The organism is Caballeronia sp. A2-2 (assembly GCF_057612605.2).
Genome location: NZ_CM172587.1, coordinates 2,614,706 through 2,627,626, shown reverse-complemented (window position 1 = coordinate 2,627,626; position 12,921 = coordinate 2,614,706). Strand labels below are relative to the sequence as shown.

The 12,921-nt window shown below is 62.1% G+C and carries 8 protein-coding genes; 5 read left to right on the top strand and 3 right to left on the bottom strand.

Annotated elements, in window-relative coordinates:
• Window positions 1-13 precede the first annotated feature (13 nt).
• From ACZCWR_RS12450 to ACZCWR_RS12440, 3 genes are all read right to left on the bottom strand, one after another.
• Window positions 14-1,270 (bottom strand): EmrA/EmrK family multidrug efflux transporter periplasmic adaptor subunit, encoded by a 1,257-nt coding sequence (locus ACZCWR_RS12450; RefSeq protein ID WP_487301065.1) that lies wholly within the window; start codon window positions 1,268-1,270, stop codon window positions 14-16.
• 56 nt (window positions 1,271-1,326) lie between these two features.
• On the bottom strand, window positions 1,327-2,820 hold the full coding sequence (locus tag ACZCWR_RS12445) for an efflux transporter outer membrane subunit (RefSeq protein ID WP_487301064.1): 1,494 nt from the start codon (window positions 2,818-2,820) through the stop codon (window positions 1,327-1,329).
• Between the two features lie 96 nt (window positions 2,821-2,916).
• Window positions 2,917-3,423, bottom strand: a complete 507-nt coding sequence (locus ACZCWR_RS12440) for a MarR family winged helix-turn-helix transcriptional regulator (protein WP_487301063.1) — start codon at window positions 3,421-3,423, stop codon at window positions 2,917-2,919.
• Between the two features lie 345 nt (window positions 3,424-3,768).
• Here ACZCWR_RS12440 and typA point away from each other — a divergent pair, with 345 nt between their 5' ends.
• The 5 genes from typA to zapE all read left to right on the top strand — a co-directional run bounded on the left by typA (window position 3,769) and on the right by zapE (window position 12,874).
• Window positions 3,769-5,595 carry a translational GTPase TypA gene (gene typA, locus ACZCWR_RS12435; RefSeq protein ID WP_487301062.1) on the top strand — a complete coding sequence of 609 codons (1,827 nt, stop codon included), beginning with the start codon at window positions 3,769-3,771 and terminating at the stop codon, window positions 5,593-5,595.
• Window positions 5,596-5,911: 316 nt separating this feature from the next.
• Window positions 5,912-8,773, top strand: coding sequence for a 2-oxoglutarate dehydrogenase E1 component (locus ACZCWR_RS12430; RefSeq protein ID WP_487301061.1), 2,862 nt, complete (start codon window positions 5,912-5,914; stop codon window positions 8,771-8,773).
• A gap of 92 nt (window positions 8,774-8,865) precedes the next feature.
• Complete coding sequence (gene odhB / locus ACZCWR_RS12425; protein WP_487301060.1) at window positions 8,866-10,176, top strand: 2-oxoglutarate dehydrogenase complex dihydrolipoyllysine-residue succinyltransferase; 1,311 nt, start codon at window positions 8,866-8,868, stop codon at window positions 10,174-10,176.
• 87 nt (window positions 10,177-10,263) lie between these two features.
• Window positions 10,264-11,694 carry a dihydrolipoyl dehydrogenase gene (lpdA, locus tag ACZCWR_RS12420; RefSeq protein ID WP_487301059.1) on the top strand — a complete coding sequence of 477 codons (1,431 nt, stop codon included), beginning with the start codon at window positions 10,264-10,266 and terminating at the stop codon, window positions 11,692-11,694.
• Window positions 11,695-11,776: 82 nt separating this feature from the next.
• Window positions 11,777-12,874 (top strand): cell division protein ZapE, encoded by a 1,098-nt coding sequence (zapE, locus tag ACZCWR_RS12415; protein WP_487303317.1) that lies wholly within the window; start codon window positions 11,777-11,779, stop codon window positions 12,872-12,874.
• Window positions 12,875-12,921 lie beyond the last annotated feature (47 nt).

Below are 12,921 nucleotides of genomic sequence, written 5' to 3'. Positions count from 1 at the left end.
GACGGATACGCGCTTACATCAACTTCGTGGCGGAAGCGGTCTTCGCACGCGATGACGACGACGTAGCCGTGCCCTGCGTGCCCGGACCTTCACCCGCGTTCTGCTGGATGATCCGCGCGATTTCCTGATCGGCCTGCGCGCCGTAGTTGTCGAACACGTTGGTCTGATAGACGGTGTTGGTCGCCTGACCGAGCTGGCCGCCCTGATCGTCCTTGATGGTCACATCCACGTCCATCGACAGGCCGATACGCAGCGGATGCTGTTCCAGTTCCTTCGGATCGAGCTGAATACGCACCGGCAGACGCTGCACGACCTTGATCCAGTTACCCGTCGCGTTCTGCGCGGGCAGCAGCGAGAATGCCGAACCCGTGCCCGCCGAGAAGCCGATCACCTTGCCGTGATAGACGACGCTCGAACCGTACAGATCGGCGGTCAGTTCCACCGGCTGACCGATGCGCATGTGCTTCAGTTGCACTTCCTTGAAGTTGGCATCGACCCAGACGCCGTTGAGCGGCACGATCGCCATCAGCGGATTGCCGGGCGCGACGCGCTGGCCGACCTGCACCGAACGCTTCGCCACATAACCCGTGACCGGCGCGGGCAGCGTGTTGCGCGCGTAGTTGATGTACGAATCGCGCACCTTGGCGGCCGCGGCCAGCACGTTCGGATGCTGCGCGATGCTCGTGTTCGCCGTGAGCGAGCGGTTCGACGCGAGTTCCTGTTGGGCGGCGTCGAGCGCAGCCTGCGCGCCGCGCACCGCATCGCGCGCGTGCGAGATTTCTTCCTGCGACACCGCGCCCGTCTGCGCCACCTGCATGCGGCGCTTCAGGTCGTCCTGCGCGCGCGACAAGTCCGAGCGGCGCAGCGCGATCTGCGCTTCGTACTGACCGTTGTTCACGAAGTACGTGCGCACCTGACGCACCATCTGCGCGAGATTGGCTTCGGCGGTATCGAGCGCGACTTTCGAATCGGCGGGATCGAGCGCGACGAGCGGATCGCCGACCTTGACGGTCTGCGTGTCGTCCGCGTTCACGGAGATGACCGTGCCCGTGACCTGCGGCGTGATCTGCACGACGTTGCCGTTCACGTAGGCATCGTCGGTGGATTCGTGGAAGCGCGCCACGAGGAAGTAGTACAGCCCGTAAGCCACGGCGGCGATGATGATGACGAGCACGATCAGCGTCATCAGCAGGCGGCGTCGGCCGGTGTTCTGCTTGGGCGCCGGCGCGTTCGCGGCGGCTGCGGCGGCGTTTTGTTGAGGGTCGCTCATGAAAGACTCCGAGTATTTCGTATTGTCGTGATGCGTATGCTGTTGCTGTGCGTGGCTTAATTCGCCGATGGCTTCTGTCCGCTGCCATCGATCGCGAGATTCGCGCTCGTCGCGTCAAACCCGCCGCCGAGCGCGCGGATCAGCGCGATCTGCAGGTCGCTGCGGCGCATGCGCAGATTCGTCAAGGTCTGCTCGTTGGCGAGGCGGTTTTCATCGGCCGTCAGCACTTGAAGCTGCGGCGACAAGCCGGCCTTGTAGCGAATCACGGCGAGGTTGTACGCGCTGGATGCCGCCGTCAGCGCGCGTTGTGCATCGCCCATTTGCTTGTCGACGGCGCGGATCGCGGAGATGTTGGTCGCCACGTCGTTGAGCGCGTTGATGATCGTCTGGTTGTAGTTCGCGACATCGTTGTCGAAGTCGGCGTAGCGGCCTTTCAACTGGGAACGCAAGGCGCCGGCATCGAAGATCGGCAGATGGATCGCGGGACCGGCCTGAATCTGACGGCTGCCCGCGGTCAGGAAACGGCCCCAGCCGAACGCGTCGAAACCGAAGCCTGCCGCGAGGTTGATGTCGGGGAAAAACTCCGCCTTCGCTTCCTTGATGTTGTGCGTCGAGGCTTCCACTTGCCAGCGCGCCGCGACGATATCCGGGCGGCGCGCGATCAGATCGGCGGGCACGTTGTCCGGCAGCGCCACGCTCACTTTAGTGTTGATCGAAGGCTTGGCGATCTGCAATCCGCGATCCGGGCCTTTGCCGAGCAGCGCGGCAATCTGATAACGCACGGATTCGATCTGGCCGTCGAGGTCGCTCAGGTTCGTCTGGCTCGTCGCGACGTTGCCTTCCGCCGTGCGGACTTCCACTTTGGTATCGAGCCCCGCCGTCACGCGCCCGTTGGTGATGCGCCCCACGTCCTGGCGATTGGCGATCTCGCGCTGCGTGACATCGCGCAACGCGTAGAGCAGCGCAAGCTGGTTATACGTGCGCGCCACCGACGCCGCGAGCGTCACGCGCGCCTGCTGCATATCCGCTTCGGCGGCCTTTTCCTGCGAGACGGCCTGATTCAGCCGCGCGCGGTTCTTGCCCCAGAGATCGAGATCCCACGAGGCGCTGGCCAGCACGTTGTTCTCGCTGTACCACGTCCCGCCATACGGCGGCGGATACAGCGCATTGCCGGAAAACAGTTCGCGATTCCACGAATACGACGCGTTGACCTTCGGATACAGTGCCGAACGCGAGTTTTCGATATACGCCGATGCCTTCGCGATGCGCGCCTGCGCCTGCGCAATCGTCGGCGAATCCTGAAGCGCCTCGGCGATCAGTTGCGAGAGTTGCGGGTCGCCGAACTGCTGCGCCCAGTCGAGCGTCGGCCACTGGCCGCCCTGACCGGGCACGCTCTGCGCGCTGTCGTAGTGACCGGGCGTGGCGATTTTCTTGTCGCTCGAAATGCCCGAGTAGTTCGCGCAGCCCGCGACCGCGAGCGCCGCCGCGATGACTGCCGCGCGTTGCGCGAAACGCAAGGCGGCAGGCGCGGACGAGGAAAGGTGTTTCATCGTTCGTCTCGTGAGAGAGGAATTAAACATGGACGTTGCAATCATTTTGTAGGCTTCGTTTGCCTTGATCGTGTCTCGATTTACTTGTCGTTGCAATCACGTGCCGGGCTTGTCGCTGCCCGTTAGCAGCGCGGCGGCGGCGGGATCGCAGGAGTTCGCCAGAATGCGCCTGAGCATGTTCTTCAGGAAGCCGACTTCCTCCGGCGTGAAGCCCGTGAGGAGATTGTCGAGCACGCGCGTGAAGATGGCGGGCACCTGCTCGGCCATCGCGCGGCCGTCGCCGGTGAGGGCCAGTTGCACCACGCGCCGGTCGGCCTCGCTGCGCACGCGTGACAGCAGCCCGCGCTTCTCCAGCCGGTCGATCAGGCGCGTCACCGCGCTCGCATCGATACCATATTCCCGCGCGATATCCGCCGCCGTGGCGCACTTGCCCTTAGCCAGCATGAACATGATGCTCGCCTGCGTGCCGGTGATGCCTAGCTCGGATGTGGTGTGCTGCGTGACCATGTTCCACATCGTCGAGCGCACGCGGCTGATCAGGTAGCCGACGCTTTCGTTCAGCGCGTAATCGCTGATCAGGCTCGGGGTGGGTGCGTCGCTCATTTGTGAATAATCGTGCGTTTGCAATAATTGACTAGGCAGGATTATAGGAGCGGCTTAACGACGCTGCAAGGATCTATTCTGAAAATGCTTAACAATTCCGGCACGCGGCTGGTGCAAGAGGGCGGCTCAAATAGCTGCAAAACGGCAACACTGTTAGGGGTAGCGTCCTATTGTCAGGAAATGACACTTGTGCGTGCTATAATTTTGGGTTCTCACCGCGCCGGGCCCACGATTTTCATGCGTTGCATGACAGTGAGGGATGGGTTTGCCGAGCCATGACATCTTCATGTTCGAGATGTTCAATCCAGGGCTCGCTCCGACGGTGCACAACCAAGACATCCTCATATGACTCGCGCCCTTCGCAATATCGCCATCATCGCCCACGTCGACCACGGCAAAACCACGCTCGTCGACCAGTTGCTCCGCCAGTCGGGCACCTTCCGGGAAAATCAACAGGTCGCCGAGCGCGTCATGGACTCGAACGACATCGAAAAGGAACGTGGCATCACGATCCTGGCGAAGAATTGCGCGGTCGAGTACGAAGGCACGCACATCAATATCGTCGATACGCCGGGACACGCGGACTTCGGTGGCGAAGTGGAACGCGTGCTGTCCATGGTCGATTCCGTGCTGCTGCTGGTCGATGCCGTTGAAGGCCCCATGCCGCAAACGCGCTTCGTGACCAAGAAGGCGCTGGCGCTCGGTTTGAAGCCGATCGTCGTCATCAACAAGGTGGACCGTCCGGGCGCGCGTATCGACTGGGTGATCAACCAGACGTTCGATCTGTTCGACAAGCTCGGCGCCACTGAAGAACAACTGGATTTCCCGATCGTCTACGCCTCTGGCCTGAACGGTTACGCCGGGCTCAATCCCGAAGTGCGCGAAGGCACCATGCGTCCGCTGTTCGAAGCCATTCTGGAACACGTTCCGGTGCGCCCGGCCGACCCGGACGGTCCGCTGCAACTGCAAATCACCTCGCTCGACTACAACTCGTATGTTGGCCGTATCGGCGTGGGCCGCGTGGCGCGCGGGCGTATCCGCCCCGGCATGCAAGTGGCCGTGCGTTCGGGCCCGGATGGCGCGATCATCAACCGCAAGATCAATCAAGTGTTGTCGTTCCACGGTCTGGAGCGCGTGCAGGTTGACGAGGCGCAGGCGGGCGATATCGTGTTGATCAACGGTATCGAGGAAATCGGCATCGGCGTGACCATCTGCTCGCCGGACAATCCCGAAGCGCTGCCCATGATCACCGTCGATGAACCCACGCTGACGATGAACTTCCTCGTGAATTCGTCGCCGCTCGCGGGCAAGGAAGGCAAGTTCGTAACGAGCCGCCAGATTCGCGACCGTCTCACGAAGGAACTGAACCACAACGTGGCGTTGCGCGTGAAGGATACCGGCGACGAAACCACGTTCGAAGTCTCGGGCCGTGGCGAACTGCATCTGACCATTCTGGTCGAGAACATGCGCCGTGAAGGGTATGAGCTTGCCGTGTCGCGTCCGCGCGTGGTGCTGCAGGAAATCGATGGCGTGAAGCACGAGCCGTATGAAAACCTGACGGTCGATATCGAAGATCCGCATCAGGGCGGCGTGATGGAAGAACTGGGCCGCCGCAAGGGCGAAATGCTCGACATGACGTCGGACGGCCGTGGCCGCACGCGTCTGGAGTACAAGATTTCGGCGCGTGGCCTGATCGGCTTCCAGAGCGAGTTCCTCACGCTCACGCGCGGCACGGGCCTGATGAGCCACACGTTCGATTCGTACTCGCCGGTCAAGGAAGGTTCGGTCGGCGAGCGCCGCAACGGCGTGCTGATTTCGCAGGACGATGGCGCAGCCGTGGCCTACGCGCTGTGGAAGCTGCAGGATCGCGGCCGCATGTTCGTGACGCCGGGCGATGCGCTGTACGAAGGCATGATCATCGGTATCCATAGCCGCGACAACGACCTCGTCGTGAACCCGATCAAGGGCAAGCAACTGACCAACGTGCGCGCCTCGGGCACCGATGAAGCCGTGCGTCTCGTGCCGCCGGTTCAGCTTTCGCTGGAATACGCGGTCGAGTTCATCGACGATGACGAACTGGTCGAAGTCACGCCGCAGTCCATCCGTCTGCGCAAGCGCCATCTGAAGGAACACGAGCGCCGTCGCGCGAGCCGTGAAGGCGCAAGCGACTAAGTTTTAGTGGTCAAAGAAGCCGCCTTCGGGCGGCTTCGTCGTATCCGGCGTATCCTGAACGGGTCGTCAACCGTGCTCTTGTTTATCTCTAAAACACCCGCACATCCTTACAGCATAAGGGCGAGCGCGCCCCGGCACATGCGGCTATCGGTCATATGACGAATGCTTCTGTGCTATGCTAACGAGATTCGCAGTCGCTTTTTTGGTCCTTCCAAGCAAGACTTGATTCGCGCAATCCGCCAAACGGTCAGGCCGTGTCGCGGAAGGTTTCGTAACCCGCACTTCCTCGAGAAACTCGAAGAAAGGTGAGCGTAAAATGATGAAGCAATTCCAGTCGAACTCCTATCTGTTCGGCGGTAACGCTCCGTACGTCGAAGAGCTGTACGAGCAATATCTCGATAATCCTGCGTCAGTGCCCGAGACCTGGCGCGCGTATTTCGACGCGTTGCAGAACGTGCCCGCATCCGACGGCACGGCGCACAACGACGTGGCCCACGGCCCGATCGTCGAATCGTTTGCGCAGCGTGCGAAGCAGAACGCTTTCGTGCCACGCGAAGGCGCATCCGAAGACCTCGCCACCGCGCGCAAGCAGGTCTACGTCCAGTCGCTCATCGGTGCGTATCGCTTCCTTGGCACGCAATGGGCCAATCTCGATCCGCTCAAGCGCCGCGAGCGTCCGCATATCCCCGAACTCGAACCTGCGTTCTACGACTTCACCGAAGCCGACATGGACCAGACGTTCAGCGCCACGAACCTGTATTTCGGTTTCGAGCGCGCGTCGCTGCGCGAGATCGTCAAGGCGCTGCGTGACACTTACTGCGGCACCATCGGCGCCGAGTACATGTACATCAGCGATCCTGAACAAAAGCGCTGGTGGAAGGAACGCCTCGAATCCATCCGTTCGACGCCGGATTTCTCGAACGACAAGAAGAAGCACATCCTCAACCGCCTGACGGCTGCCGAAGGTCTCGAGCGTTTCCTGCACACGAAGTATGTCGGCCAGAAGCGTTTCTCGTTGGAAGGCGGCGAGAGCTTCATCGCGTCGATGGACGAAGTCGTGCGTCACGGCGGCAAGAACGGCGTGCAGGAAATCGTCATCGGCATGGCGCACCGCGGGCGTCTGAATGTGCTGGTCAACACGCTCGGCAAGATGCCGGCTGACCTGTTCGCCGAATTCGAAGGCAAGCACGTGGATGATCTGCCGGCCGGCGACGTGAAGTACCACAAGGGCTTCTCGTCGGATGTCTCGACCGAAGGCGGCCCGGTTCACCTGTCGCTCGCGTTCAACCCGTCGCACCTCGAAATCGTGAACCCGGTGGTCGAAGGTTCGGCGAAGGCGCGGATGGACCGTCGCGGCGACGAAGAAGGCCTGCAAGTGCTGCCGGTGCAGATCCACGGCGACGCCGCCTTCGCGGGTCAGGGCGTGGTGATGGAAACGCTGAACCTCGCGCAGACGCGCGGTTACGGCACGCACGGCACGCTGCATATCGTCATCAACAACCAGATCGGCTTTACCACGTCGGACCCGCGCGATGCGCGCTCGACTTTGTATTGCTCGGACGTGGTCAAGATGATCGAAGCGCCGGTGCTGCACGTGAACGGCGACGATCCCGAAGCCGTCGTGCTCGCCACGCAGCTCGCCATCGACTTCCGCATGAAGTTCCACAAGGATGTGGTCGTCGACATCATCTGTTTCCGCAAGCTCGGCCACAACGAGCAGGACACGCCGGCCGTCACGCAGCCGCTGATGTACAAGACCATCGCGAAGCATCCGGGCACGCGCGCCGTGTACGCGGAAAAGCTCGTGCAGCAAGGCGTCATCACAGCGGAAAACGCCGATGAAATGGTGAAGGCCTACCGCGCCGCGATGGACGAAGGGCATCACACGGTCGATCCGGTGCTCTCGAACTACAAGAGCAAGTACGCGGTGGACTGGGTGCCGTTCCTGAACCGCAAGTGGACGGATGCGGCGGATACCGCCGTGCCGCTCGCCGAACTGAAGCGTCTGGCCGAGCGCATCACCACGATTCCCGAGAACTTCAAGGTTCACCCGCTGGTCGAGCGCGTCATCAATGACCGCCGCGCAATGGGTCTGGGCGAAGCGAAGCTCGACTGGGGCATGGGCGAGCATCTCGCGTTTGCGTCGCTGGTGGCGTCGGGTTATGCCGTGCGTCTGACGGGTCAGGATTCGGGCCGTGGCACGTTCACGCACCGTCACGCGGTGCTGCACGATCAAAACCGCGAGCGCTGGAACGATGGCACGTACATTCCGCTGCAAAACATCGCGGAAGGTCAGGCCAAGTTCAATGTGATCGACTCGGTGCTCTCCGAAGAAGCGGTGCTCGGTTTCGAGTACGGCTATTCGACCGCCGAACCGAACACGTTCGTCGGCTGGGAAGCGCAGTTCGGCGACTTCGTGAACGGCGCGCAGGTCGTGATCGACCAGTTCATCTCGTCGGGCGAAGTGAAGTGGGGCCGCGTCTCCGGCCTCACGATGATGCTCCCGCACGGCTACGAAGGCCAAGGCCCGGAACACTCGTCGGCGCGTATCGAGCGCTTCCTGCAACTGTGCGCGGACCACAACATGCAAGTGGTTCAGCCGACCACGCCGGCGCAGATTTTCCATTTGCTGCGCCGTCAGATGATCCGCCTGTTCCGCAAGCCGCTGATCATCGCCACGCCGAAGTCGCTGCTGCGTCACAAGGAAGCCGTGTCGGACCTCTCGGAACTGGCGAAGGGCTCGTTCCAGCCGGTCATCGGCGAGGTGGATGCGTCGATCGAAGCGAAGAAGGTCAAGCGCGTGGTCGTGTGCTCGGGCCGCGTGTATTACGACATCGTCGCGCATCGCCGAGAAGCGAAGGCGAACGATGTGGCCATCGTGCGTATCGAGCAGTTGTATCCGTTCGCGCACAAGCAATTCGACGCGGAAATCAAGAAGTACGAGAACGCGACGGAAGTGGTGTGGGTGCAGGACGAGCCGCAGAATCAGGGCGCCTGGTTCTATATCGAGCACCATCTGCGCGAAGGCATGCGCGACGGCATGAAGCTGGCCTACAGCGGCCGTCCGGCTTCGGCTTCTCCCGCGGTCGGCTACTACGCGAAGCACTACGAGCAGCAGAAGGCGCTCGTGGAAGGCGCGTTCGGCCGCCTCAAGGGCGCGCAGGTCGTCTCGAAGTAACCGCTGATTGAAAGAGGCCGGGTGAACGCGACAAGAAGCGCTCCCCGGTCTCGCTGCTCGAACACACAGACACGCATCAGGAAAATACAGAAATGGCTATCGTAGAAGTCAAGGTTCCCCAGCTTTCCGAGTCGGTCTCGGAAGCGACCATGCTGCAATGGAAGAAGAAGCCGGGCGAGGCTGTCGCTCAGGACGAAATCCTCATCGAAATCGAAACCGACAAGGTCGTGCTCGAAGTGCCCGCGCCGTCCGCGGGCGTGCTGGCGCAGGTTATCAAGCATGACGGCGATATCGTCGCGGCCGATGAAATCATCGCCAAGATCGATACCGAGGCGAAGGCCGGCGAAGCGCCAGCCGCCGCCGCTGCCGGCGACGCGGAAGTGAAGCCCGCACCGGAAGCCGAAACGACCGCTGCATCTTCGGCACCGGCTGCGGCGCAGTCGAGCGCGCAGGCCACGGGCGGCGCGGCATCGCCTTCGGCGGCCAAGATTCTGGCCGAGAAGGGCGTGCCGGCGGATCAGGTTCCGGGTTCGGGCCGCGATGGCCGCATCACCAAGGGCGACGCGCTTGGGGCGTCCGCTTCGGCACCCGCACCGGCTGCGAAGCCTGCTGCCGCACCGGCACCCGCCGCGCCCGCGAAAGCTGCGAAGCCCGCGCTGCCGCAAGTCAACGCGCCCGCTTCCGCCGATGCATGGCTCAAGGATCGCCCGGAGCAACGCGTGCCGATGTCGCGTCTTCGTGCGCGGATCGCCGAGCGTCTGCTCGAATCGCAGCAAACCAACGCCATCCTGACGACGTTCAACGAAGTCAACATGGCGCCGGTCATGGATCTGCGCAACAAGTACAAGGACAAGTTCGAGAAGGAACATGGCGTGAAGCTCGGCTTCATGTCGTTCTTCGTGAAGGCTGCTGTTGCCGCGCTGAAGAAGTTCCCGCTGGTGAACGCGTCGATCGACGGTAACGATATCGTCTATCACGGCTACTTCGACATCGGTATCGCGGTGGGTTCGCCGCGCGGTCTGGTGGTGCCGATTCTGCGCAACGCCGATCAAATGAGCCTCGCCGACATCGAGAAGAAGATCGCCGAATTTGGCCAGAAGGCCAAGGACGGCAAGCTGTCGATCGAGGAAATGACCGGCGGCACGTTCTCCATCTCGAACGGCGGCGTGTTCGGCTCCATGTTGTCGACGCCGATCATCAACCCGCCGCAGTCCGCCATTCTCGGCGTTCACGCGACAAAGGAACGCGCGGTCGTCGAAAACGGCCAGATCGTGATCCGTCCGATGAACTACCTCGCGCTGTCGTACGACCATCGGATCATCGATGGTCGCGAAGCCGTGCTGTCGCTGGTCGCCATGAAGGACGCGCTGGAAGATCCGGCCCGTCTGCTGCTGGACCTGTAAGAGCAAAGTTGCCTTCGGTGCGCGCGATAGACTCGCGCGCACTGCCGAGGCGTCTCCGCAAGAGCGGAGTCAGACACAAGGAAAGTCATGTCCCAAGAATTTGATGTCGTCGTGATCGGCGCGGGCCCGGGCGGCTATATCGCGGCCATTCGCGCAGCGCAACTCGGCAAGACGGTTGCGTGTATCGAGAAGTGGAAGAACCCGGCGGGCACGCTCAAGCTCGGCGGCACGTGCCTGAACGTGGGCTGCATTCCGTCGAAGGCGCTGCTGGCGTCGTCGGAAGAATTCGAAAACACGTCGAAGCATCTGGCCGATCACGGCATCAGCGTGTCGGATGTGAAGCTCGATGTGTCGAAGATGCTGGCGCGCAAGGATGGCATCGTCGAGAAGATGACGAAGGGCATCGAGTTCTTGTTCCGTAAGAACAAGATCACGTGGCTCAAGGGTCATGGCAAGTTCACCGGCAAGAATGCTGCTGGCGTGCAGATCGAAGTGTCGGGTGAAGGCGAAACCGAAGTCGTCACCGCGAAGAACGTGATTATCGCGACGGGTTCGAAGGCGCGGCATCTGCCGAACATTCCGGTCGACAACAAAATCGTCGCGGACAACGAAGGCGCGCTCGCCTTCGACGCCGTGCCGAAGAAGCTCGCCGTGATCGGCGCGGGCGTGATCGGTCTGGAACTCGGCTCGGTGTGGCGTCGTCTGGGCGCGGATGTGACCGTGCTCGAAGCGCTGCCGCAATTCCTGGGCGCGGCGGATGAATCGCTCGCGAAGGAAGCCGCCAAGCAGTTCAAGAAGCAAGGTCTGGACATTCACCTCGGCGTGAAGATCGGCGAAGTGAAGACGTCCGACAAGGGCGTGTCGATCGCTTACACGGACAACGCGGGCAATGCGCAGACGCTGGAAGCCGACCGTCTGATCGTGTCGATCGGCCGCGTGCCGAACACGGATAACCTCGGACTCGAAGCCATCGGGCTGAAGGCGAACGAGCGCGGTTTCATCGACGTGGACGATCACTGCGCGACGAGCGTGCCGAACGTGTACGCCATCGGCGACGTGGTGCGCGGCCCGATGCTCGCGCACAAGGCGGAAGACGAAGGCGTGGCGGTGGCGGAGATCATCGACGGACAAAAGCCGCATATCGATTACAACTGCGTGCCGTGGGTCATCTACACGGAACCGGAAATCGCGTGGGTCGGCAAGACGGAACAGCAGCTCAAGGCCGAAGGCCGCGCGATCAAGACCGGCCAGTTCCCGATGATGGCCAATGGCCGCGCGCTCGGCATCGGCCGTGCGGATGGCTTCGTCAAGATGATCGCGGATGCGAAGACCGACGAGATTCTCGGCGTGCATATCATCGCGGCGGACGCGTCGGATCTGATCGCGGAAGCGGTCGTGGCGATGGAGTTCAAGGCGGCGTCGGAAGATATCGGCCGCATTTGCCATCCGCATCCGTCGCTCTCGGAAGTGATGCGTGAAGCGGCGCTGGCCGTCGACAAGCGCGCGTTGAACATGTAATAGCTCGGCTTCGGGCAGCAAGGCATCACACACGAAGGCGAGCGGATTGACCGCTCGCCTTCGTCACTTCAAACGGCAGAAGATGAACGTCACCGAATACTACGAAAACGAACTGCGGACGCGGGGTTATCAATCCGACGAGGCGCAACTCGCGGCGGTCGCGCGCCTGCAGCGTTGCTATGACGAGTGGGTGTCGTACAAGTCGCGCCGCTCGAACGCGATCATGAAGTTTCTCGTGCATCCGGACTTGCCGCGCGGCGTGTATCTGTGGGGCGGCGTCGGGCGCGGCAAGAGCTTCCTGATGGACAGCTTCTATGCCGTGGTGCCGGTGCAGCGCAAGACGCGGCTGCATTTTCACGAGTTCATGCGCGAGGTGCATCGCGAGCTGGAGGAACTGAAAGGGCAGGCCGATCCGCTCGATGAACTGGCGCGGCGCATCGGCAAACGTTATAGGCTGATCTGCTTCGACGAGTTTCATGTTTCCGATATCGCGGATGCCATGATTTTGTATCGCCTGCTGGATCGGCTGTTCAAGAACGGCGTGCAGTTCGTGATGACGTCCAATTACCAGCCGGACACGCTTTATCCGGATGGGTTGCATCGCGACCGTGTGCTGCCGGCCATCGAACTGCTCAAGACGAACATGGACGTGCTCAACGTCGATGCGGGCACGGACTACCGCAAGCGCACGCTTTCTCAGGTGCAGGCGTATCACACGCCGCTTGGGGCATCGGCGGACAAGGCATTGCGCGCGGACTTCGCCAAGCTCGCGGCGGTGCCGGACGAAAGCCCGCTGCTGCATATCGAGAAGCGCGAGATCAAGGCGCTGCGCCGTGCGGATGGCGTCGTGTGGTTCGACTTCGCCACGCTCTGCGGCGGCCCGCGCTCGCAGAACGATTACCTCGAACTGGCGAACCGTTTTCACGCCGTGATTCTCTCCGACGTGCCGCAGATGTCGCCGCGCATGGCGTCCGAAGCGCGCCGCTTCACCTGGCTCATCGACGTGTTCTACGACCACAAGGTGAAGCTGCTGATGTCGGCGGCGGTGCCGGCGGAAGAACTCTACGTGGAAGGTCCGATGTCCAATGAATTCGCGCGCACGGTTTCGCGCATCGTCGAAATGCAATCGACGGAGTATCTCGAATCGCCGCGTCGCGTGGCGTCGGTTTCGCTGACTTAAAACGAGAATCAAAATTCCGCGCCGGGCCAATCGGGATAAGGCTTGGC

Excerpts from the sequence above, each read along its gene's own strand:
- odhB (WP_487301060.1), top strand. The coding sequence starts at position 8,866 with ATGGCTATCGTAGAAGTCAAGGTTCCCCAGCTTTCCGAGTCGGTCTCG.
- ACZCWR_RS12430 (WP_487301061.1), top strand. The coding sequence starts at position 5,912 with ATGATGAAGCAATTCCAGTCGAACTCCTATCTGTTCGGCGGTAACGCT.
- ACZCWR_RS12445 (WP_487301064.1), bottom strand. The coding sequence starts at position 2,820 with ATGAAACACCTTTCCTCGTCCGCGCCTGCCGCCTTGCGTTTCGCGCAA.
- typA (WP_487301062.1), top strand. The coding sequence starts at position 3,769 with ATGACTCGCGCCCTTCGCAATATCGCCATCATCGCCCACGTCGACCAC.
- ACZCWR_RS12440 (WP_487301063.1), bottom strand. The coding sequence starts at position 3,423 with ATGAGCGACGCACCCACCCCGAGCCTGATCAGCGATTACGCGCTGAAC.
- ACZCWR_RS12450 (WP_487301065.1), bottom strand. The coding sequence starts at position 1,270 with ATGAGCGACCCTCAACAAAACGCCGCCGCAGCCGCCGCGAACGCGCCG.
- zapE (WP_487303317.1), top strand. The coding sequence starts at position 11,777 with ATGAACGTCACCGAATACTACGAAAACGAACTGCGGACGCGGGGTTAT.
- lpdA (WP_487301059.1), top strand. The coding sequence starts at position 10,264 with ATGTCCCAAGAATTTGATGTCGTCGTGATCGGCGCGGGCCCGGGCGGC.